A 22392-nucleotide genomic window follows, 5' to 3' on the forward strand; every position below is an offset into this window, starting at 1 on the left:
TAACAGTTTAATCCAGAAACAGCCCCTGATCGCGAAGTAAGTGGTCATTACCGCGCCGGCGGGTAAAGCCACTACGGTCAAAAAACTCCAGAACCTGAATCGCCAGCTTACGTCCTACCCCCAGCCGATCGCGAAAATCAGCAGCGCAGGTACTTCCCTGAGTGGTGTGCATAGTACGAATCAAATCGGCAAACTGGCGAATACGACCGCTCAGGTAGTAACGGTCACGCACCACTGCGGTGATATGGCCCAATTGCGCCGCTTTACGCAATACGGCTCTCACCCGTTGCTCATCCAACGCCAGCTCGGAAGCTAAATCCCGCACCCAGTAGGGGTCATCACCAAACTTCTCTTCTATACGCTGCCATATCTCCTGTTCATCAGGCGTAAATGCCAGGCTGAATTCCGGCAGATGCAGCCAACCCCGGCTGTTACTCAGACGTTTTTCCGCCAACAACATATCAACCAGTGAGAACACTAAGGCTTCCGGCTCTGAGGGTAGCGCCATCCGGCGCAATCTGGCCCGCCCAACCCCCAACTGATCCAAATGCTGCTGATGGAAATCGCTCAGGGTATCTATCAACCGCTGTTGGAACTCTTGCACTTTTTCCTGTTGCAGTGCGGTATCACCCACCACTTTACAACCTGACGCCGTTAACAACATTGGTAGCCCGTCGTCGGTTAACTGACGCGCCCAACCGAATGCTTTAAGGGATAAGCTGCCTTCCGCCAGACGCAGCTGTAAAACCTGCATATCATCTTGTGTCTGACTGAGCTGGCCAAGCTTTTCAAGATATTCCGGCTGGCGTTTTCCTCTACGCGGCGGCTGAAGTAACAACACTCGCGCACCGCCCAGAGTTTCACGGGCGCTGATATCGCGCACAATGATGCGATCGTTCTCTGCCAGTAACAGAGGTTCATCCAGCACCAGCTCCACTAAAACGTCGCTGCCCGCGCTAACCGCCCCTTCCTGTAACAGCGAAATACGGCCAGTAATATGGTTAACCGCATGGTGCAAATGTACCGATTGCCAATGGCGAATAGGCTTATCACAATGGAGAATCGCGAGAACTCTGTCTCCGGCTTCGGGGGGGGCTTGCTGTAACAGCCAGTCTCCACGGTTTACATCCTGCTTACCCATATCGCCGGTGATGTTTAACGCGATACGCTCACCGGCCCCCGCCCGCTCTGCCGGTTGATTCTGGGCGTGAATGCTTCTTACCCGAACCGGTCGATTAGCGCCCGTCAGCCACAGGGTATCTCCTACGCTAACCTGTCCGCTAAATGCGGTTCCGGTTACCACCAGGCCGCTGCCTTTGATGGTAAAACTACGGTCAACCGCCAGACGAAAACGGTGTATTGATGCTTCGCTATCTTCGCTTTGATGCTGATATAAATTGATTAAATGTTGGCGTAACTCTGCGATGCCCGTTCCCTGTGGTGCTGCAGTAATAAAGAGTGGACAACCACTCCAACCCTGAGCACTTAGCTCATCAGCGATCTGGCTTTTGACGCTGGCAACCCGCTCCGGTGTGACCCGATCTGCTTTGGTTAAGGCAACGGTAATGGCAGGAATGCCCACCAGCCGTAAAATGGCCAGATGTTCCCGGGTTTGCGCCATAATGCCATCGTCGCAGGCCACGACCAGCAACGCATGCTGAACACCATCAACGCCCGCCAGCATATTTGCCAAAAACTTTTCATGGCCCGGAACGTCAATAAAACCCAGTACCTGACCCGCTTCCAACGGCAAAAAGACATAGCCTAAATCAATGGTCATTCCCCGGCGTTTTTCTTCCGGCAGGCGATCGGTGCTGCCGGCGCCGGTCAGCGCTTGCAGCAACGTGGATTTTCCGTGGTCAACGTGTCCGGCAGTGGCAATAATCATGCTAACAGCATCTCCAGCAATTCTGATTCATCTTCAAGGCAGCGTAGATCCAGCCATAGTTTTCCTTCCTGTATCCGACCAATCACCGGTTTTGGCAGAGCGCGCCATTTTTCCGCCAGCGCTTCCAGCGTTCGGCCCCGGCCATCTTTTGGCTCAAAAGTCAGGGCATAGCTGGGCAGGCGATCTACCGGTAATGATCCACTGCCAATTTGCGACAGGCAATGCTCCGCCTGTACGGTGAAATTCCCGCCGTAACAAGCCTGTAATGGAGAAAGTAACAGCGCCGCCATTTCCCTCATTTCAACGGCATCACGGCTTAACAGGCGCAAAGTCGGCAGAGAGTACGCCAGACGTTCCGGCTGTTGGTAAAGACGCAATGTGGCTTCCAGCGCTGCCAGCGTTAGCTTTCCGGCGCGCAGTGCGCGTTTTAACGGATGGCGTTGGATTTTCTCAATCCACTTTTTCGAACCGAGGATAATCCCCGCCTGTGGGCCACCCAACAGTTTATCGCCGGAGAAAGTGACTAAATCCACACCGGCAGCAATCAGGTTTTGCGGCATTGGCTCGGCGGGCAGATCATACTGTTGTAAATCGATTAATGAACCGCTGCCAAGGTCAGTGGCTACCGGTAAATTCAGCTCACGCCCCAGCGCTACCAGCTCCTGCTCATCAACCGCCGCCGTAAAACCCTGAATGCTGTAATTACTGGTATGTACTTTCATCAGTAAACCGGTGTTTTCACTTACCGCCTCGCGGTAGTCACGCAGGTGTGTACGGTTAGTGGTGCCCACTTCCACCAGCTTACACCCCGCCTGACGCATCACATCCGGCACCCGGAATGCACCACCAATCTCCACCAGCTCACCGCGAGAAACGATAACTTCTTGATCTGCCGCTACCGCAGCCAGCATCAGCATCACCGCCGCCGCGTTGTTATTCACGATACAGGCCGCTTCTGCACCAGTTAATTCACTCAGCAAATCGGAAATCACATTGTCCCGATGACCACGCCCTGCGCCATCCAGATCGTACTCCAGCGTCACGGCCTGACGCATAACGCTGGCAACTTCATCAATGGCTTCCTCCGCCAACAGCGCACGCCCCAGATTTGTATGCAGCACGGTTCCGCTCAGGTTAAATACCGGCTGTAAGCCGCTGCGCTGTTTCTGCATCAGATGGTTGCTAACCGCTTCAATCCAGTTATGACTCCACTCGGGCAATCGATTGAACTGGCTAATCTCCTGTCGGGCCTGTTGCTGTAAATCACGCAGCGACGACACCACCAGATGCTGGCCAAATTGCAGCAATAGTGGCTCTATATCCGGCTCATTAAGTAAGCGATCCACCGAAGGAAGCTGGCTGTACAGGGATTGTGTTTGATTATTCATGAGTGCGGCCTGTTAAAAATCAATGACGCTAATATATCGGCTCAACGCCATAACGTGAAGCCTAAGCTTATCAGGTCGTGAATGATATCAATGAAATGGTGAAATCAGCCAATGGCGGCTACGCTTAATAGCAGTCAGCATAATTTTTATGCTGTATGGATGGGGCACGCTTTACTCCCGCTCATCCATCTTTTTATTCCGTCAGCGCTACAAGGTGATAATCACTATGACTATGAATATTCGCAGCTTTGCTGCTACTTCCGCTACGTCTCCGGTTGCTCTTCACGCCATCATTCGTCGTGACCCGCGAGAAGACGATGTAGCTATCAAGATTTTATACTGTGGCGTTTGCCACTCCGATATCCATCAGGCCCGTAATGAGTGGCATAACACTATTTATCCGGTGGTTCCCGGCCATGAGATTATTGGTCAGGTCACCGCCGTCGGTAAGAATGTTACCCACTATAAACCGGGAGATTGGGTTGGCGTTGGCTGTATGGTGGATTCCTGTCAGCATTGTGCCTCCTGTCAGGACGGCCTTGAACAGTTTTGTGAGAACATCGCCACTTTTACCTACAACGGTAAAGATCGCCATGATGGCAGCATCACTTACGGCGGCTATTCAGAATCTATTGTGGTTTCCGAGAAGTTTGTACTGCGCCTGCCGGAAAAACTCGATCCGAAATCCGCAGCACCTTTACTGTGCGCCGGTATTACCACTTACTCGCCACTACGCCACTGGAAGATTGGCAAAGGCCATAAAGTGGCAGTTGTTGGCTTAGGGGGTTTAGGCCATATGGCGTTAAAATTCGCCAAAGCGTTGGGAGCTGATGTCACCCTGTTCACCCGCTCAATAAGCAAAGCTCCGGAAGCCACCCGACTGGGTGCCGATCACGTGGTACTGTCTACCGATGCTGACCAGATGAAGGCAGTGAGTAATCACTTTGATTTCATTCTGGATACCGTTCCTCAACAGCACGATCTTAACCCTTACCTTTCTACCCTGAAACGCGACGGCACCTGCGTACTGGTCGGTCTGCTGGAACCGGTAGAACCCCCGATGCACAGTGGAATATTAGTCATGGGCCGCAAAACCCTGGCCGGTTCACTGATCGGCGGCATCGCCGAAACCCAGGAAATGCTCAACTTCTGCGCCCAGCACAACATCACCTGCGACGTAGAAATGATCAACATTCAGGAAATCAACCAGGCCTACACCCGAATGCTAAAAAGCGACGTCAAATACCGGTTTGTGATTGATATGAAATCGATAGAGACGGAAAACCTGTAATTCCCAGCCCTTATTCTTTGCTCTTTTAGGTTTGTGACCTTTAGGCCCTTAATTCCCTGACCTTCAAAGGAGCACTGGAATTCAGCCGACGACTGAGTGAGGCCAGCACGACCCGCAAGGATGCGGGTCGAGGCGCAGCGACGCCGGACAAAATTGCAGGAGCAATTTTGAACAGCACGAAGTGCTGGCCCAAAGGGCCGAGCCTCATGGATGAGGCGAGTACTCCGGCTCTGCGCCGGTGCGTAAACCCGAACGAAGGCGGAGGGAAGTCGCCGCGAGGCGACCTGGATTCGGGTGCGAAGGCGCGGGGGGTGCAGGGGGGCATTCGCCCAAATGCCTCCCTGCTCGGCCACACCCACCACTGCCAATCTGGACGCTGCACTATTCGTGAACGAAACCTTCTCTTGGCAAAAAACGCTACAAAAAAATATTTTCTATCAAACAGTTAAATAAAAAACCTTAATTAACTCCATAAAAACCACACCCCCCACCCCCAAAACCCCTCGCCCCCTCAAACCCTCAATGCAAAAATTAACAACCAAACAACAATAACTTGAATTTCGTCACACTTAATTAACATTCACTTATCCTCACCTTGTCATCCACCCCTTTCCACCCATACTTAATTTTGTCTATAACCTGATAATTAATGGGAATACTAGCATGTCCAAGAAATCAAATTTATTCATCGTCAGTATGCTAACCCTGTCCGTTGGTTCCGCTCTGGCTGCCCCTGAAAACTACCCTGCCGACTACCAAAAAATCATCGATGCCGCGAATAAAGAAGGCAAAGTGGTGATCTATTCCACCACCGATACCGCCGCCGCCGCACCGATTATTAAAGGGTTCGAAACCCTCTACCCAAACATCACCGTTGAATATAATGATATGAACAGTACCGAACTGTATAACCGTTATATCAGCGAGCAAGCATCATCCAGCGGCAGCGGCGATGTTGTCTGGAGTTCTGCTATGGATACCGGGCTGAAGCTGGCTACCGACTATGCCTTAACTTATAAATCACCAGAAGCCGGTAAAATTCCGACCTGGGCGGTATGGAAAGACACCGCCTATGGCACTACCTATGAGCCGCTGGTATTCATCTATAACAAGCGCCTGATTAAAGAAGATGAAATTCCGAAGTCTCACGCGGCGCTGGGCGAGTTAGTGAAAAGTCAGTCGGACAAATTTAAAAACAAAGTCACCACCTATGACATTGAAAAATCTGCTCTTGGCTTTATGCTCTCGGTTGAAGATATGAAAAACGATCCTAAGTACTGGGATCACCTGAAAGATATCTCCAGTGCTGGCATGGTGGTTCAGTCATCAACCGGTACTATGCTGGAACGCGTCTCTTCCGGAGAGAACCTGATCGGTTACAACATTCTGGAACCTTATGCAAAAACCCGAGCGCTTAAAGACCCATCGCTGGGTATCGCTTATCCATCGGATTACACCCTGGTGCTTTCCCGCGTGACCTTTATCAGCAAACAGGCGAAAAACGTTAACGCCGCCAAACTGTGGCTGGACTACCTGTTGTCACAAAAAGGTCAGGATATTGTTGCCAATCAGGCCAATATCACCTCTATCCGCGACGATATCAGCGGTGATAACGACGTAGCGGGTACCACCAAATTACTGGGTAGTTCACTGAAACCGATTCCGGTTAATGAAACGCTGCTGGAGTACCTGGAGCAGAATAAGCGTCTGGACTACCTGAAAAAATGGCGTTCTGTCACCGGTAAATAATAACAAAGACTCTAACGGCAGGAGCCATGATGCTCTTGCCGTTAACCCTTCTCTTTTCTACAGGGTTTTATCATGTACTCGTTGCGCAAAATAAAGCAGAGTTTGCCGCGCGGTGTAGTAGTGATGCTAACGGCACTGTTTATCTATGGCCCCTTAGCGCTTATTGTCACCCAAAGCTTTCTGTCTGCTCCTTTTTTTGTTCCTGACAAAACTTTCAGCCTCGATGCCTACCGCTTCGTGTTTGACGATCCGGATTTTTATAAAGCGCTGAAAAGCGGATTTATTCTGGCTATCGGGCTGGTGGTCATTGTTATTCCTCTAGGTGGTATTCTGGCGTTTCTGATTGTCAGAAGCGATCTGCCGGGTCGTCGTTGGATAGAACCCATGATTCTGGTACCGGTGTTTGTCTCCCCTATGGTATTAGGTTTTGGCTATGTGGTTGCCGCCGGTCCGGTTGGCTTCTTCTCTCTGTGGATGCAGGATCTGTTTGGATTTGTGCCCTGGAACATCTACTCCATGACCAGCATTATCATTATTGCCGGTCTGATGCATGTGCCACACGCCTATCTGTATATCTCCTCCGCATTACGCAATATGGGTTCCGATGTGGAAGAGGCTGCGCGTATTTCCGGTGCTTCACCGTTTCGCGTGATGATTTCCGTTAGCCTGCCAATGGTCAGACCGGCGATTCTGTACGCGACGGTATTGCTGTTCTTCCTCGGTCTGGAAGTGTTTGGCCTGATGTTAGTGTTGGGAGATCCTGAAGGTAACCTAGTGCTGGCAACCTACTTATACAAACTGACCAACAAACTGGGCATTCCTTCTTACCATTTGATGGCGGTGGTCGCGGTAGTGTTGATCAGTATTACCATTCCGCTAATCATGCTACAGCGCCGCTTAATGCGTACCGCCAACCGCTTTGTCACGGTAAAAGGCAAAGCGTCACAGGCTCATGTGCTGCCGTTGGGCAAATGGCGCTGGGTATCGGCTGCCGTGGTTATCTTATGGTTGATTGTGACTATTTTCGTACCGCTCACCGGCATATTGCTGCGCGCGTTTGTCTCTAACTGGGGGGTGGGGGTTTCGCTGTTCGATCAGCTCTCACTGGATACCTTCCGCACCGTGTTCTCACAGCCAAATCTGATTCGGGCCATTATCAACTCAGTAGCCATCGGCGTATTCGGCGGGGCGCTGGCAGTCATTTGCTATACCTTTATTAGTCTGGCGATGCACCGTAAACCGGATCGCACGACCCGTTTTCTCGACTATAGCGTGCTGATTCCACGGGCAGTGCCGGGAATACTGGCCGGTCTGGCCTTCTTATGGGTATTCCTGTTCACCCCAATGTGGATGGATAAGTCACTGGCGGACGGTTATATGTCAGTTCTGCCCGGCGCTCAATGGATCCGGGATAACGTTATTGTCTGGATGCGGGCAACCCGTAATACCATCTTCAGCGTCTGGTTAGCCTATACCGTGGTATGGCTGGCCTATGGCCTGCGGCTGATCTCCTCAGCTCTGTTACAGGTGGGTGCAGAGCTGGAAGAAGCGGCTCGCAGTACCGGAGCAGTACGCAGTCAGGTTACCCGGCAGATTACCGTGCCGCTGGCGCGCTATGGCCTGATTGGCTCCTGGCTGCTGATGTTCCTGATCTTTGAGCGGGAGTATTCAACCGGTGTGTACCTGCTATCTCCGGGCACAGAAACCATCGGTTCAATGCTGGTTTCCCTGTGGGCTACGGGTGCCGTCGATATCGTCGCCGCCCTGTCATTTATCAATATTGTTTTAGTCATGTTCGGCTTAGGCATTGCACTGCGTTTTGGAGTAAAACTCAATGACTGAACTCACTGTAGAGAGTCTGCATCTAAATTACGGCACTAACCCGGTATTAAAAGGGGTTTCGATGCAGCTGAAAAAAGGCGAGGTTGTCACCCTGCTTGGTCCATCGGGCAGTGGGAAAACCACGTTATTACGTGCCGTCGCCGGGTTAGAAGCGCCCTGTCAGGGTCGTATTATCATTGGGGATCGGGTGGTGTATGACGGCACCACCCATCAGGAAATCCCGGTGGAAGAGCGCAATCTGGGGCTGGTTTTCCAGTCTTATGCCCTGTGGCCCCATATGACCATTTTCGACAATATTGCTTATCCACTTAAGCTACGTAAAACCCCAACCGCCGAAATAAAACAGCGGGTTCAGGCAGTATTGGACCAGTTGGGGCTGGGTCACTTAGGCCAGCGTTACCCTCACCAGCTATCCGGCGGGCAGCAACAGCGGGTCGCTATTGGTCGGGGACTGGTTTATAACCCGCCGGTGCTACTGCTGGATGAACCGCTCTCCAATCTGGATGCCAAGCTGCGTGAAGAGGCGCGGGTGTTCCTGCGCAGTCTGATTGTTGATTTAGGGCTCTCAGCGCTGATGGTGACTCACGATCAGAATGAAGCCATGGCAATCTCCGATCGTATTCTGCTGCTGAATAACGGTGTGATTGAGCAACAGGGCACGCCTCAGGAGATGTACTCTACGCCATCCACCCTGTTCAGCGCTGAATTTATGGGCAGCAACAACCGGCTGTATGGTCATGTTGCTGAACTTGCTGGTGACTACGCCTGCATTCAGGGAAACAGCTGGAAGCTATGGGGCAAGCCGGGAGGCGTGCTGAAAGTCGGGCAAAACGTCACCGCGGTGATCCGCGTTGAGCAGGTGAAACTCAACGATGCCACTGAACAAAACAGCCTGGAACTGCCGCTGCTTACCGGTATGTACCTTGGCAGCCACTGGGAATATCTGTTCCGTGAGTCTAATGAAGACTCTCCGGTATTGCGGGCTTTCGGCACCACTAAACCTGCCAGCGGCAGCCACTGTCGGCTCTCGATGCCTGCGGATCAGGTGTGGATATTTCCGGGGTAGTCGTTGTATGTAGTTTTTTATACTGATTAAATGGCTCGTATTTTTACGAGCCATTTAAATAAAAATATATCAGGAGTGTTTTGTATGAATGACTCTAAATTAATATTTTATCTTTAACTATGAAACGTCATCACACGATCAATCGCAAATTGCAAACTATTATCATCAAATAGTTCAAGCTTTCGGCAAGCCCAGCGTTCACCTGCTGGCCATCGTCTTACCCCTTCTTTAACTGAAATCAGTGTGGGTTTACAGTTTTCACGGGTCAACAGCCAATCAACAGTTGCCAACAGTTCCATACCAAATGGAGACTCAAAACCATCAATAAGCTCACTCACCTGCTCAAGTGCTGGCAACCATGCCTTAGCCTCTGTATGTAAATAGGTATTTATATGATCTTTTTCTCGATCGTTGAACCAAATAACATCTAGAGGTTGGCTATCCGGTATGCGTTTCTCCGATTTAAGATAACTACCGTCCAATGCATTGAGTAAATGATTTAGATTAGGTGTATATGGTCCATAATAATGAGATTCAAAATGCAACTTCAGCACATCTTCCTGATGGTGCAAATCAATAGCTCGCTGCAGAAACCATGCTAGTTTCTGAATCTCTAACAAACTACATTCCATACCCAGAACCCAATAACGTCGTACCAGTTCAGCAATCATTGCTCTGGCTGGTGTTAGTTTTTTTACGCCGCTACTTTTGGCAACATTCTGATACTTTTTTGTTGGTTCATAGATAAAAATATCAATATCATGAAGGTCAGCAAGTGCATTTTCAATTTCTACTCTAACACTTGACCATGCCAGGCCACCATGCCCCGCCCCCAGAGGAGGAATGGCAATAGAACTTACCTGTTCTTCGAGTAGAAAACGACGTAAGTCTTGTAAACCTTCTTCAATCCATTCAATTTTGGAATCTGCACGCCAATGTTGTTTAGTTGGGAAATTAACAATCCAGCGTGGCCCCATCAATTCCCCCGTTTCGGTAATAAACATCTTTCCTGTAGTTACCTGCTGCTGTTTGCAAGCAAGAGCATATGCCTTCATATTATTAGGAAAGCGCTCTTTAAACATGAGAGCAATACCTTTACCCATGATCCCCATGGTATTAACCGTATTCACCAATGCTTCTACAGGTGCATCCAGCAAATTGCCTTGTGTATATTTAATCATGAGAAATACCACCCTGCCCGAGCATAGACGGGCATTTTCAAATTACGTTGTGATAACCAGAATTCTAATTGAACTTTTACATCATCATTGTAACACACCATCCCACCCAGCAATGAGATCGGGAGGTGCTTGTAGACCAAAGCTTCTGCCTGATATCTCTCAAACTTGGCAGGGTCTTCCGGGTTCCGTCGGAAATCCCGAGTTTGTAATATACGCCAGTCAATTCTGTGCAAATCGACTAAATCTGTATAATAGTTTGCCCAATTGTAGTAAGCATGACTATCTGTAAACACAAAAGGGACATTTTGTGCAGCCACATCATGTAAACTGCTAACCAAAATCACCACCTCTTCATTAGGCCGTTGTTTAATTCCTCCATGCCCACTATGAATATTCATCAGCATAGGAGAGAAGGGAGTAAAATAAAACGGTACATAATCATGTAACATGCCTCCCATACCAGCGGGTACTCGATGCATAGCCCTCTTATTGATCAGTTCCGGATTCCCAATATTAATCCAATTGCCTGTATGTACAGAACTATGGCCACAATGCAATCCGTTATCCAATAGCCATGGTATATTGTCTCGATGGACAATACGCCAAATCAACGCTTTTTCTGGATTGAGACTGCCACTATAATCATAAGCCATCATTAAGTTCCAAGAAACATATGCGAATTATTATTGATAAACACGTTCAACTTATATTCCTGCTTTAAAGCAAGGACGATTTTTTCTGTTTTACTATCAGGAACATAAATGCTGTGGAAATCATTAACAGATACAATATCTGGAGATAAACATTCAGCCATACAAACACACTTACATTCATCATCATCATAAGCTCGCCGATTCATTGTATTCCAATCAATTTCTGCCATTCCCTCGTCATAATTTAATAAAGTAATATGACTTCCTGACAAGAGGTGCCTGGGAATTATCCGCCAATTATTAACTTGCGCATGGTTCCGATGAACGGTGATAAGTACAAACACTTTATCTCTATTGTTAATAGACACCCTCCCATCAAAGGGGTTTCTGGCAAAGAAATGAAAAGGGACATATTGCTCTAATTTCCGAGTTCGGCGTAACGATATAATATCGGGATCGGCAACATCTGAAAAATCGTGTAAAAGACTACGTGGTTTTAATCCTTCGGCAAAAATGCTTCTCAAATTGTTTATATCGGTCAAGTGATAAAGAAATTGTTGTGTACGAATGTCAGCCATATACTTGATTCCTTTCTACTAACCAGATGTTCTGATTAACGATTTCTACATTATCCTACTATAGGTTTAAGATACTTAGATTTATCCAGCAGAATTGGTAATTACTTTACCAGAAAATAGCCTGACTATTAAAAGCATTGAATATGGCCTGACATTACCTACACAAATGATAACAATCAGTAAGATGGTATAAATATTTCAACAAGGAATGGGCGAAGAATTTATGTAATGATTAAATCAATTCTTGATTATAGGAATGTATTACAAAATAGACATCAACAAATCAGTGGGCATTATAGAAAAACACCCACTGTTTGTTTTTAGTATATATCAGAAAGCTAGCTATTCTCCCGAAGGAAACAGGAACGGATTCACCGCGCTGCGGGCGAAACCCTCTTCCTCTACCCTGGCGTCCAGCACCAGCGAGGCTAAATCATCGGCCACCGGCTCAACGTACTGATCTTTCTCCTGATACAGAATCTTCAGATAGCTTCCACAGTCGCCACAGCTTTCAGCTTTAACCGGGGCATTCTCACTGTCCAGCGACCAGTAATTTAACTTACCGGTTTGTTCACAGTTGGAGCACTTCACCCGCACCATATGCCATTCGCTTTCGCACAGGCTGCAATGCAGGTAGCGTAACCCGGCTTCCGTACCAATATGAACCATGCTGGCAACCGGTGCGCTGTCGCAGATTGGGCAGTTATGGCGGCCTTCACCATATTCAGCACGAGCCTTGCCCGGTATTTGAGTCGCCATTTGCGCCCAGTAAACCGACAGAGCCGCCCACAGGAATGGCGCTTTATCGCTGCCCACTTTACCGATTTCACCGGTTAGCAGGTCAGTGGCCAGGTTTTCCAGCTCCTGAGTGCCCATCTTCTTCAGCGATTCCAGAACCGGTAACACGTGCTCCGGCGCTTCCGGCTCCAGCTCGGCGATAATCGCCGACAGCAGCTGTTGCCAGTGCTGAGTGCGCGGGAAATACTTCACCGACAGCGGAGGATTTCCGGTGGCCGCCGAGATGTTCAGCGTCTCGGAGAGGTCAATTTTTAACGGATGATCGTGTTGAGCATGGCTCTGAGCATCCACCACCGTTGCAACAAACTTCAGGTAATCGCCTAACGGATGGTTTTCAGCCAACTGACGCAGGCGTTCAGCACGACGGGAATAGAGACTCTTTAAATTGGCAAATAACAACGGCGGAATTGCTCCCGCCGTTTTTGCCACTTCGTCCGGGGAGACGATGCGGATACTACTCATTCTTTTTTTCTTCCTCGGCTACAACTTCACGATACCAACGAGGATGATGTTTGGCGGCCCACTTGCGGCTGACCTTGCCTTCTATCATCCCGGTAATAGAACCTTTTACCCAGAATGCCATATAAATATGGATAAGGATAGCGTGGATCAGTACGATCGCCGCTACGGCATGGAGCATTAAACCTAAGCGGATAGCCCATATCGGGAAGAACTCAGCAAAGTAAGGACGCCAGATAATCACGCCGGTTACCAGCAAAACAAGGATTAACCCCATAATGCTCCAGAACATCGCCTTCTGACCCGGGTTATATTTACCCACGTCAGCCACTTCATGCTCTTTGCCTTTCAGTACATCAACAATATGGACAAACCAACTGATATCCTCTTTCTTCGGGATGTTGTGTTTCACAAAGCGGAAAAACATCAGTACCAGCACACAGAAAATCAGCACGCCAAAGAACGGGTGCAGAATACGCCCCATCTGCGGTGTACCAAAAGTCTGCGTTAACCAGCTCAGGGTCGGGAAGAACATCGCAATGCCCGACAGCGCCACCAGAAAGAAACAGATGACCACTGTCCAGTGACACGCTCGATCGATAAACGAGACTCGTTTAATCATCTTATTTTTCTTCATGATGATCCTCCTCGTCATCGTCTTCATCTACTTTGTTCGGCCCAACGCCGATGTAGTGATAAATCAGGCCTGCGAAGCTGGCAACAAATGCGGCTGCTGACAGCGGTTTCAGAACGCCTTTCCAGAAGCCAACCACCGGGCTGATGACCGGATCTTTCGGTAAGCCGTGATACAGCTCAGGACGGTCTGCGTGGTGCAGCACATACATTACGTGCGTACCACCAACGCCTGCCGGGTTGTACAGACCTGCGTTGTCATAGCCGCGGGTGTGCAGCTCGGCAACTCGCTCTTCTGCCAGCTGAATCATTGCCTCTTTGGTACCAAAGTGAATGGCACCAGTTGGACAGGTTTTCACACAGGCAGGTTCCTGACCTACGGTTACCCGATCGACACACAGGGTACATTTGTACACCCGATTATCCTCTTTATTCAGACGAGGAACGTTGAACGGACAACCGGCGATGCAGTAGCCACAACCGATACAGTGCTCTGACTGGAAGTCAACGATACCGTTGGCATACTGAATAATCGCACCCGCAGACGGGCAGGCCTTCAGACAGCCCGGGTCGCTACAGTGCATACAGCCGTCTTTACGGATCAGCCACTCCAACTTGCCGTTTTCTTCCACTTCAGAATAACGCATCACGGTCCATGATTTGGCGGTCAGGTCTGCCGGGTTGTCATAGACACCCACGTTATGACCGATTTCATCACGAATATCGTTCCACTCTGAACAGGCCACCTGACAGGCTTTACAGCCGATACAGGTGGTAACGTCAATCAGCTTCGCCACTTCTTCCTGGTGATGACGCACCTGTGGAGGCGGCGTCAAAGCGTTGGTGGCGGAACGCTTAATAATGTCTTGAGATTGCATTGACATATTTTCTCTCCGTTACACCTTTTCCACGTTAACCAGGAACGCCTTGTACTCTGGCGTTTGCGTGTTGGCATCACCGACGAACGGTGTCAGGGTGTTAGCCAGATAGCCTTTTTGGGCTACGCCGACAAATCCCCAGTGAATCGGAATTCCGACGGTTTCCACATCCTGACCGTTAACTTTCAGGGTGCGGATACGTTTGGTCACTACCGCTTTGGCTTCAATATAGCCACGCTGAGAGCTGACTTTCACCATATCACCGTGCTGAATACCTTTCGCCTGAGCCAGACCTTCACCGATTTCAATAAACTGCTCTGGCTGAGTAATGGCGTTCAGTACGGAGTGCTTGGTCCAGTAGTGGAAGTGCTCCGTTAAGCGATAGGTGGTACCCACGTATGGGAAGTCTTTCGCCGATCCCATATTGGCCAGATCCGCTTTAAATACGCGGGCCGCCGGGTTAGAGATCACGTCTTTATGCAGCGGGTTAGTGCTGATTGGTGTTTCAAACGGCTCGTAGTGCTCAGGGAATGGACCTTCGGCCATTTTATCGGTAGCAAACAGACGGCCCATGCCCTCGTTTTGCATGATAAACGGACCTACGTCACTGCCCGGAGGTGCAGCGCTATAGTCAGGAACATCGATACCTGTCCACTTAGCACCATCCCATTCGATCAGCTTACGTTTTGGATCCCATGGTTTACCCTGAACATCCGCTGATGCACGGTTGTACAGAATACGGCGGTTAAGCGGCCACGCCCATGACCATGCCAGCGTATTACCCAAACCGGACGGGTCAGAGTTATCGCGACGGGCCATTTGGTTACCAGCTTCCGTCCAGCTACCGGTATAAATCCAGCAGGCGCTGGAGGTGGTACCGTCATCCCGCAGTTGGGCAAAGCTATCGAGCAGTTGGCCTTTCTTGAGGATCACTTTGCCGGTGGCATCGGTGATATCTGCCAGAGCACGGCCGTTAGACTCTTTCGCCATCTCTTCTGACTGAGGATGCATTGGCTCCAGATAGTTCCAGGTCATATTCATCAGCGGCTCTGCAGCAACGGCATTCGCGCCATCCTGTGCGTACAGCTCACGGATTTTGAATAACAGACCGGCCAGGATTTCGCCGTCGGTTCTGGCTTCTCCCGGTGCTTCGCCGCCCTTCCAGTGCCACTGCAACCAGCGACCGGAGTTAACGATAGAACCATCTTCTTCAGCGAAACAGGTACAAGGCAGACGGAACACTTCGGTTTGGATTTCCGCTGGTTTCACGTTGTTTTGCATACCATGATTTTGCCAGAACTCTGCGGTTTCAGTGTTCAACGGGTCGATGGTAACCAGATACTTCAGTTTAGACAGTGAACGAACAACTTTATTTTTATCCGGGAATGAAGCCACCGGGTTAAAGCCCTGGCAGATATAGCCATTCACTTTGCCCTGATCCATCATTTCGAAATACTTCAGAACGTCGTAGCCCTGATCCCATTTCGGCAACCAGTCGTAGCCCCAATCGTTCTCTTTCTGGGCTTTATCACCATAGAAGCTCTTCATCATGCTGATAAAGAATTTCGGATAGTTACCCCAGTAGTTCACCTGATCCGCCAGCGCTTTTTTCGGCGTGTTGGCATCCAGATAGGTTTGCAGCGTTGGCTGTTTTTCTGACGGTAAGGTCAGATAGCCCGGCAGGGACTGTGATAGTAAGCCAAGGTCGGTCAGGCCCTGAATGTTGGAGTGACCACGTAAGGCGTTAACCCCGCCGCCAGCCATACCCATGTTACCCAGCAGCAGTTGAATCATGGCCATAGTACGGATGTTCTGAGCACCAACGGAGTGCTGAGTCCATCCCAGGGCGTACAGGAACGAGGTGGTTTTATCAACGGCGCTGGTTTCAGCAATCAGTTCACACACTTTGATAAAGTCATCCTGCGGCGTACCACAGATATTACTGACCACTTCAGGGGTATAGCGACTGACGTGTTTTTTCAGCAGGTTCCATACGCAGTTTGGGTCGGTCAGCGTCGGATCGCGTTTGGCGAAGCCGTCTTCACCAACCTGATAGTTCCAGGTGGTTTTATCATACTGACGTTTTTCTGCGTCATAACCGCTGAACAGCCCGTCTTCAAAGGTAAAGTCTTCACGCACCAGCAGGCTGGCGTTGGTGTAAGCCTTCACATATTCCGCATTGATCTTGTTGTTTTCCATCAGGTAAAGGATAACCCCTGACAGGAACGCAATATCAGTACCGGAACGAATAGGCGTGTAGAAATCGGCAACGGAGGCCGTGCGGGTAAAGCGTGGATCGATGACGATCAGCTTGGCGTTGTTATGGATTTTCGCTTCCATTGCCCAGCGGAATCCTACCGGGTGCGCTTCGGCTGCGTTACCGCCCATCACGACGACGAGGTTTGCGTTTTTGATGTCAACCCAGTGGTTGGTCATCGCACCGCGACCAAATGTTGGAGCAAGACTTGCTACCGTTGGTCCGTGTCAGACGCGCGCCTGGTTATCAACCGCGAGCATACCGAGCGCCCGCGAAAATTTCTGAGTCAGTAAACCATTTTCATTGCTGGAAGCAGAGGCAGCGAGTAATCCGGTAGTTAACCAACGGTTGACGGTTACGCCACTTGCCGATGTTTGCTGGAAGTTTGCGTCCCGGTCTGCCTTCATTAATTTGGCGATACGGGTAAAGGCATCGTCCCAACTGATTCTCTGCCATTTGTCAGAGCCGGGGGCACGATATTCCGGATATTTCAGGCGACTTGCGCTGTTAACATAATCGATAAGCCCTGCCCCTTTAGGACAAAGCGCGCCACGGTTGACCGGATGATCCGGATCTCCCTCAATGTGGAAGATACTGGCTTTGGCATTTTTGGCACCATCACCCATGCTGTACATTAACAGCCCACATCCCACCGAACAGTAGGTACAGGTATTACGTGTTTCCTGAGCCCGCAGCAGCTTATAGCTACGCGTCTCTGCCAGCGCCATCGAGGGGGTGAACCCCAGCGCTGCTGCCGTTGTACCTGCCATACCGCCAGCGCAGATTTTAAAAAACTGCCTTCTGCTGACCTGCATGGTTTTCTCCTTTTTTCTTATTACTGTTACATTGCTCGAATAAATTCACGTACAAACACTTTGCCGGTCACTTGCTTAAGGATTATTTAGCAATTTGTTACTGCTTTCTTAGCAAATCGAACCAAAAAAGAAAAAATATAACCAATAGACTGTCTTTTTCACCTGATGCGCCAGTTGTTCCAACTAACCAATAAAGACATTATTATTGTACGAAGATAGAATGGTGATTAACTTGATCCATCTCGTAAATGTTACAAAAATTAACTTTTTGTTGGCTATTTTCGTTGCATTTGTACCTCTAATGTTAACCCGAAAATAATATTCATCAAGCCCCCAATATTTGAAGGTCTATACGTGAAAACCGATAATCCTGTGCAAAACGACTGTTCTCAATCTGTTGTTGGTGTGAAGCAGCTCACCGTGCGTCGACACAACGCTTTAAACACGCCAGAGCCAGACTGGGTTGCAGAGGAGGTTCCGGTTGCATTGAGCTATAACGGTATCGCTCATGTGGTGATGATGGCTACGCCAAAAGAACTGGAAGAATTTGCGATTGGGTTTTCTCTGGCGGAAGGAATTATCGAGTCGCCACAGGAAATTTACGGGATTGATATCAGCAACGGTTGCAACGGCATTGAAGTGGAGATTGAACTGGCTACCCGTCGTTTTGTCGGGTTGAAGGAGCGGCGTCGTGCCATGGCCGGGCGCACCGGCTGTGGAGTATGTGGCGTTGAGCAGTTGGGTGAGGTTTTACGGCCGCTTAAGCCGTTGCCGTTTACTCAGCAGTTTGATCTGAGTTTGTTGGATGGCGTGCTACCGCAGCTTAATAAGGTGCAGATCGTGGGTCAGTTGACCGGTTGTACTCATGCTGCCGGTTGGGTCTCTCCTGAAGGGCAGATGCTGGGCGGCTGTGAGGATGTGGGTCGTCATGTGGCACTGGATAAGCTGTTGGGCGTGCGGGCGAAGCAGGGTTGGCAGCAGGGTGCGGTGTTAGTTTCCAGCAGGGCCAGCTATGAGATGGTGCAGAAAGCGGCGATGTGTGGGGTGGAGATTTTGTTTGCGGTGTCGGCGACTACGTCGCTGGCGGTGAAGGTGGCGGAAGAGTGTAATTTGACGTTGGTGGGGTTTAGTAAGCCGGGGCGGGCGACGGTTTATACGTGTCCGGAGAGGGTGATGGGGATTTGATTTGATCTTGTGGGTATTCCGGCCGTAATAACAAATATGTTCGTATTCACAATGTGCTCGGCCGGGAGACAATTTGTACTCGAGTGCAGAGTGCGTCGGGCCTACCTTTCCTAGGGGCGCTTCGTTGGCTTACGCCAAGTCGACCCCAACGGAAAGCTCTCCCTCCGTTTGGCTTTGTTTAAGTTTTAATTGGCTTCATTTAAGTTTTAATTCTCAACTTACAAACTGCAAACTTTGTTTTTTCATTTAAGGGATAGCTATGGCTATCCCTTTTTCGTATTGATTAACCGTGATTCAGGTTTTGGTTTTGCATCTGAAATAGCTGGGTGGTTGATTGTTCGTATAGTTCAAGCAGTATGGGAATGATATGGGCGGAGGCTTTTAGCCATGCGCCGATTTGCCCGAGGTTTTGTGGTTGGGTTTGAATTCCGTTTTCCAGTGACTCTCCTGTATATAACAGCCCGTGGCATAGCCCTTCGATGGATTCGGCGGCGATGCTGCTGAGGTCGTGTAGTTCGATGTCGCTGAGTTGGGTGTATTGTAGATCGGCGATTAGGGTGCGGAGGATGGTGATTGAGGTGTCGGGGGTGGTTTCGGTAAAGGTGTTAGTCATTTTAGTACTCCGAGTAAAAAAATTTGATAACACTCGAGACGCTAAACTCGGGTGGTAGTGTTCAAGAACTACAATGAAGTAATGGGTCTACTTCGCTTCAGAAACGAACTTAGCGAGCAAGTCAAAGAAAAGATTTCAAACTATGAAGAGACATTATCACTTGGTCAAACTCAGCTAATCCTCGGAAAGAAACTTTGTGCTGGCTATGTTGACATCACTGAATACTCTATCAGCCTGATTGATCACCTGATAATTGAGTTTCACCACTTTCTTTTAGAGTTTCCCGCCATTGCCACAAGCAATATAGAATTGAACAGAGTTAGGGAGTGGGGGAGTATTCCAACTTATGAGAACAAACAAAAAGCATATTTGAAGTGCTTAAAACCTACAATCACCCCAAACTTCTCAAAGTTTTTTCCTTACACGGGAATGTCAGAAGAAGAAGCAAAAGTACGATACACATTCAAATCATGGCTTAACTAAAATAGTGGATAGCCTATCACGTGTGAGGAAAAGAGAACTTATAAATAATTATGTGTAACTACTACTGTATTTAAAGGTGAGTGTGTAAGTACACCCACCCCCGACAAACCCCCAACACCACCCCCCGCAACCAACGATGCCCCGCATCCACCTCTGCCCGAGGATGCCACATCTGCGACACCGTGATGCCTTTGGTTTTTACCGGCAGCTCAAAAGCACTGAGTGTGGCTGTCGCCCCGGTCATTGACTGATTAATCAGAAAAGAAGCCGGAACCAGCGCCACCAGATCCGATGCCTTCGCCACCGTCAGTGCCGCAGGAAAACTGGGAACCACAGCAGCAACCTTGCGCTTTAAACCTGATTCCGCCAGCGCTTCATCCACCGGCCCGCTAATATGCTCACGGCGGGAAGCCACCACATGCCCGAAAGCAATATACTGTTCGACGGTAACCTTCGCTTCCTGCTCAAGAGGATGCCTCTTTCTCACCACGCCTACAAACCTGTCTCTGAATAGCGCCTGCAAACGGATTTCCGGCCCCATTGCCCCCAAAACACCGATCTCAAGATCCACCAGCCCTTCGCGCAAATATCGGGAACTCTTCTCTGGCTTGGCGACAAAACGCAGGCACACCAGAGGAGCGACCTGCGCAGCGGCGGCAATCAGTGAAGCGCCGAAGGCTTCCACAAAACCATCGTTAGCCCGAATGGTAAAGGTTCGTTCCAGCGAGGATAAATCCAACGCTGATGAAGAGGGACGGAGTAAAGACTGCGCTTCAAACAGGGCATTCTGTGTACGCCCACGTATCTGTTCAGCATAAGGAGTTAACACCATATGGCGCCCGGCCCGAACCAATAGAGGATCGCCGGTGGTGGCTCGAAGTCGGCTGAGGGTTCGGCTCATTGCCGATGCGCTTAACCCCAAACGACGGGCAGCGCCAGCCACGCTCCCTTCTGCAAGAAGCACATCCAGCGCAATGAGTAAGTTAAGATCGGGTTCAGTCATACTGGCATAGTACTCCGGGCGGATGAATAAGAGAAGGCGTCTGGTGCAGGTTATCAATGCAAATGTTGCATCTTCCGCCCTATCTCCAACGCGGTTATATTTCCTGAACTAATCTCAACTAACCAGCCAGCGTGGCATTAACAATGGGTAACTCCCGTATGGAATTATTTTCTGACCAGCCAGGGGATGAAGGGCTTCCCGGCCGTGAACGTTGTTTAGCCATGGTGGCAGTCATGACCATGACCACCATGGCCGTATTCGATGGTTCGATGATTAACATCGCCCTGCCGCAAATCGCACGGGCGTTAGGGGTTTCCTCCAGCGATGCGGTCTGGGTTTCTAATGGTTATCTGCTCTCGGCAGCGATGACGCTGGCGATATTTGCCGCCATTGCCAGCCAGATTGGCTTTCGCACGCTGTTTGCCATTGGTTTAAGCATGTTTACGCTGGCATCGGTGGGCTGCGCCTTTTCGTCATCGCTGGAAATGTTGATAGTTATGCGCATATTGCAGGGCATTGGTGGTGCGGCAACATTAAGTATTGGCCCGGCAATCTTACGATCTATTTTTCCCAATCGGCTGCTGGGGCGAATACTGGGACTGAATGCCTTACTGGTTGCCGCCAGCACCGCCATTGCGCCGGTTCTTGGTGGTACTATCTTATCTACCCTGAGCTGGCAGTGGCTGTTTGCCATTAATATTCCGCTGGGCATTATTGCCGTGGTGCTTACCCTGCGGATTATTCCCGGTAAACGAACTACCACGCGGGAGCCATTCGATATTGCCGGAGCGGTGCTGTCTGCCATGATGTTAGGCGCGCTTATCATGGCGGCGGGGGCTTTTTCACGCCCTGAGGGGGTGGAATATTCATTTAGTCCACTGATAACCTCTGCGGCCTACGGACTCATCGCGATTGTTACCGGGCTGGCCTTTATCTGGCGTCAGCGCCGTGCGCCCAAGCCTCTGCTCCCTCTGGGGATGTTCGCCTCTTCGCGGTTCTCGCTGGCGGCGTTAACCTCGCTGGCCTCTTTTGTCAGTCAGGGGATTACCTTTGTTGCGCTGCCGTTCTTATTCCAGAGCGTTTATGGCTACAGCGCATTTGTATCCGCGCTGCTTTTTACCCCCTGGCCAATTGGTATTATTCTGGCGGCACCTTACGCAGGGCGACTGGCGGACCGCTATCCGGCAGCCATTATTTCTACCGTCGGACTCTGTCTGTTTGCCATTGGGCTTGTGCTGCTGGCGCTGTTACCCGCTCATGCGCAGGAATGGAATATTGGCGCGCGCAGTTTGTTGTGTGGTATTGGCTTTGGCTGTTTTCAAAGCCCGAATAATCGGGAAATGCTGTCGAATGCTTCCCGTGAAAACAGCGGTTATGCATCCGGGGTGCTGGCGATCATGCGGACTTTCGGCCAGTGTCTGGGGGCGGCGTTTGTGGGTGCCATTTTATCGGCTTACGCCCAATCCGGCAGCGAGCCGCTAAAACTGGCGTTACAGGAAGCACAGGCGGTCAGATTAAGCCTTTGGGTCGCGGTAGCGGCGACGCTATTAGCCATTACTATCAGCTATATGCGCAATATTAACCGCAGTGAAAAGAACACCTGAATTCAGCCAATATCTGGCTTTATCACAC

At 49.9% G+C, this 22392-nt stretch carries 18 protein-coding genes; 7 read left to right on the plus strand and 11 right to left on the minus strand.

Going from position 1 to position 22392, the window contains the following annotated elements:
* Positions 1 to 7: 7 nt before the first annotated feature.
* Together selB and selA are read right to left on the minus strand one after the other, a co-directional pair.
* Positions 8 to 1888, minus strand: coding sequence for a selenocysteine-specific translation elongation factor (gene selB, locus LPW36_RS06305; protein WP_230608664.1), 1881 nt, complete (start codon positions 1886 to 1888; stop codon positions 8 to 10).
* Positions 1885 to 3276 carry an L-seryl-tRNA(Sec) selenium transferase gene (gene selA / locus LPW36_RS06310; protein ID WP_230608665.1) on the minus strand — a complete coding sequence of 464 codons (1392 nt, stop codon included), beginning with the start codon at positions 3274 to 3276 and terminating at the stop codon, positions 1885 to 1887. Before selA ends, selB begins: the two co-directional genes overlap by 4 nt.
* A 226-nt stretch (positions 3277 to 3502) precedes the next feature.
* Between selA and LPW36_RS06315 the strand changes: the two genes are divergently transcribed.
* The 4 genes from LPW36_RS06315 (at position 3503) to LPW36_RS06330 (ending at position 9224) form a co-directional block, all read left to right on the plus strand.
* Positions 3503 to 4567, plus strand: coding sequence for an NAD(P)-dependent alcohol dehydrogenase (locus LPW36_RS06315; protein WP_276574009.1), 1065 nt, complete (start codon positions 3503 to 3505; stop codon positions 4565 to 4567).
* 663 nt (positions 4568 to 5230) lie between these two features.
* A complete protein-coding gene (locus LPW36_RS06320) occupies positions 5231 to 6316 on the plus strand; it encodes an ABC transporter substrate-binding protein (RefSeq protein ID WP_230608666.1) in 1086 nt (361 codons plus the stop codon).
* 72 nt (positions 6317 to 6388) lie between these two features.
* Entirely contained in the window at positions 6389 to 8158 is a 1770-nt protein-coding gene (locus LPW36_RS06325; RefSeq protein ID WP_230608667.1) for an ABC transporter permease, read from the plus strand.
* Entirely contained in the window at positions 8151 to 9224 is a 1074-nt protein-coding gene (locus tag LPW36_RS06330) for an ABC transporter ATP-binding protein (protein WP_230608668.1), read from the plus strand. The genes LPW36_RS06325 and LPW36_RS06330 overlap by 8 nt, the downstream gene beginning before the upstream one ends.
* Positions 9225 to 9337: 113 nt before the next feature.
* On the opposite strand, the gene darG is transcribed toward LPW36_RS06330, so the two are convergent.
* The 7 genes from darG to fdnG all read right to left on the minus strand — a co-directional run bounded on the left by darG (position 9338) and on the right by fdnG (position 17476).
* A complete protein-coding gene (darG, locus tag LPW36_RS06335; RefSeq protein WP_230608669.1) occupies positions 9338 to 10405 on the minus strand; it encodes a type II toxin-antitoxin system antitoxin DNA ADP-ribosyl glycohydrolase DarG in 1068 nt (355 codons plus the stop codon).
* Positions 10402 to 11058, minus strand: a complete 657-nt coding sequence (darT, locus tag LPW36_RS06340; RefSeq protein ID WP_230608707.1) for a type II toxin-antitoxin system toxin DNA ADP-ribosyl transferase DarT — start codon at positions 11056 to 11058, stop codon at positions 10402 to 10404. The genes darG and darT overlap by 4 nt, the downstream gene beginning before the upstream one ends.
* 2 nt (positions 11059 to 11060) lie before the next feature.
* Positions 11061 to 11636, minus strand: coding sequence for a DarT ssDNA thymidine ADP-ribosyltransferase family protein (locus LPW36_RS06345; RefSeq protein WP_230608670.1), 576 nt, complete (start codon positions 11634 to 11636; stop codon positions 11061 to 11063).
* A gap of 342 nt (positions 11637 to 11978) precedes the next feature.
* Positions 11979 to 12896 carry a formate dehydrogenase accessory protein FdhE gene (fdhE, locus tag LPW36_RS06350; protein WP_230608671.1) on the minus strand — a complete coding sequence of 306 codons (918 nt, stop codon included), beginning with the start codon at positions 12894 to 12896 and terminating at the stop codon, positions 11979 to 11981.
* Positions 12889 to 13530, minus strand: a complete 642-nt coding sequence (fdnI, locus tag LPW36_RS06355; protein WP_268991536.1) for a formate dehydrogenase-N subunit gamma — start codon at positions 13528 to 13530, stop codon at positions 12889 to 12891. Before fdnI ends, fdhE begins: the two co-directional genes overlap by 8 nt.
* Positions 13517 to 14410: a formate dehydrogenase subunit beta gene (gene fdxH, locus LPW36_RS06360; protein ID WP_230608672.1), complete on the minus strand. Its 894-nt coding sequence runs from the start codon at positions 14408 to 14410 to the stop codon at positions 13517 to 13519. Before fdxH ends, fdnI begins: the two co-directional genes overlap by 14 nt.
* 12 nt (positions 14411 to 14422) lie before the next feature.
* Positions 14423 to 17476 (minus strand): formate dehydrogenase-N subunit alpha, encoded by a 3054-nt coding sequence (gene fdnG, locus LPW36_RS06365; RefSeq protein ID WP_230608673.1) that lies wholly within the window; start codon positions 17474 to 17476, stop codon positions 14423 to 14425.
* A gap of 405 nt (positions 17477 to 17881) precedes the next feature.
* On the opposite strand from fdnG, the gene fdhD reads away from it, so the two are divergent.
* Positions 17882 to 18661: a formate dehydrogenase accessory sulfurtransferase FdhD gene (fdhD, locus tag LPW36_RS06370; protein ID WP_420844735.1), complete on the plus strand. Its 780-nt coding sequence runs from the start codon at positions 17882 to 17884 to the stop codon at positions 18659 to 18661.
* 283 nt (positions 18662 to 18944) lie between these two features.
* On the opposite strand, the gene LPW36_RS06375 is transcribed toward fdhD, so the two are convergent.
* The gene (locus LPW36_RS06375) at positions 18945 to 19274 is read right to left on the minus strand and encodes a hypothetical protein (RefSeq protein ID WP_230608675.1); all 330 of its coding nucleotides are present in this window, start codon (positions 19272 to 19274) and stop codon (positions 18945 to 18947) included.
* Between the two features lie 81 nt (positions 19275 to 19355).
* Here LPW36_RS06375 and LPW36_RS06380 point away from each other — a divergent pair, with 81 nt between their 5' ends.
* Complete coding sequence (locus LPW36_RS06380; RefSeq protein WP_230608676.1) at positions 19356 to 19757, plus strand: hypothetical protein; 402 nt, start codon at positions 19356 to 19358, stop codon at positions 19755 to 19757.
* A gap of 70 nt (positions 19758 to 19827) precedes the next feature.
* On the opposite strand, the gene LPW36_RS06385 is transcribed toward LPW36_RS06380, so the two are convergent.
* Positions 19828 to 20760 carry a LysR family transcriptional regulator gene (locus tag LPW36_RS06385; RefSeq protein ID WP_230608677.1) on the minus strand — a complete coding sequence of 311 codons (933 nt, stop codon included), beginning with the start codon at positions 20758 to 20760 and terminating at the stop codon, positions 19828 to 19830.
* Between the two features lie 158 nt (positions 20761 to 20918).
* Here LPW36_RS06385 and LPW36_RS06390 point away from each other — a divergent pair, with 158 nt between their 5' ends.
* Entirely contained in the window at positions 20919 to 22364 is a 1446-nt protein-coding gene (locus tag LPW36_RS06390) for an MFS transporter (protein ID WP_230608678.1), read from the plus strand.
* The last annotated feature ends 28 nt before the right edge of the window (positions 22365 to 22392 follow it).

Origin of the sequence: Limnobaculum eriocheiris (genome assembly GCF_021010575.1) — a bacterium.
GTDB classification, from domain to species: Bacteria; Pseudomonadota; Gammaproteobacteria; order Enterobacterales; family Enterobacteriaceae; genus Limnobaculum; species Limnobaculum eriocheiris.

Coding starts and splice junctions, on each gene's coding strand:
- darT (WP_230608707.1), bottom strand. CDS start 11,058: ATGGCTTATGATTATAGTGGCAGTCTCAATCCAGAAAAAGCGTTGATT.
- LPW36_RS06320 (WP_230608666.1), top strand. CDS start 5,231: ATGTCCAAGAAATCAAATTTATTCATCGTCAGTATGCTAACCCTGTCC.
- selA (WP_230608665.1), bottom strand. CDS start 3,276: ATGAATAATCAAACACAATCCCTGTACAGCCAGCTTCCTTCGGTGGAT.
- LPW36_RS06330 (WP_230608668.1), top strand. CDS start 8,151: ATGACTGAACTCACTGTAGAGAGTCTGCATCTAAATTACGGCACTAAC.
- fdxH (WP_230608672.1), bottom strand. CDS start 14,410: ATGTCAATGCAATCTCAAGACATTATTAAGCGTTCCGCCACCAACGCT.
- LPW36_RS06345 (WP_230608670.1), bottom strand. CDS start 11,636: ATGGCTGACATTCGTACACAACAATTTCTTTATCACTTGACCGATATA.
- selB (WP_230608664.1), bottom strand. CDS start 1,888: ATGATTATTGCCACTGCCGGACACGTTGACCACGGAAAATCCACGTTG.
- LPW36_RS06380 (WP_230608676.1), top strand. CDS start 19,356: ATGGGTCTACTTCGCTTCAGAAACGAACTTAGCGAGCAAGTCAAAGAA.
- darG (WP_230608669.1), bottom strand. CDS start 10,405: ATGATTAAATATACACAAGGCAATTTGCTGGATGCACCTGTAGAAGCA.
- LPW36_RS06315 (WP_276574009.1), top strand. CDS start 3,503: ATGACTATGAATATTCGCAGCTTTGCTGCTACTTCCGCTACGTCTCCG.
- fdhE (WP_230608671.1), bottom strand. CDS start 12,896: ATGAGTAGTATCCGCATCGTCTCCCCGGACGAAGTGGCAAAAACGGCG.
- LPW36_RS06390 (WP_230608678.1), top strand. CDS start 20,919: ATGGAATTATTTTCTGACCAGCCAGGGGATGAAGGGCTTCCCGGCCGT.
- LPW36_RS06375 (WP_230608675.1), bottom strand. CDS start 19,274: ATGACTAACACCTTTACCGAAACCACCCCCGACACCTCAATCACCATC.
- LPW36_RS06325 (WP_230608667.1), top strand. CDS start 6,389: ATGTACTCGTTGCGCAAAATAAAGCAGAGTTTGCCGCGCGGTGTAGTA.
- fdnI (WP_268991536.1), bottom strand. CDS start 13,530: ATGAAGAAAAATAAGATGATTAAACGAGTCTCGTTTATCGATCGAGCG.
- LPW36_RS06385 (WP_230608677.1), bottom strand. CDS start 20,760: ATGACTGAACCCGATCTTAACTTACTCATTGCGCTGGATGTGCTTCTT.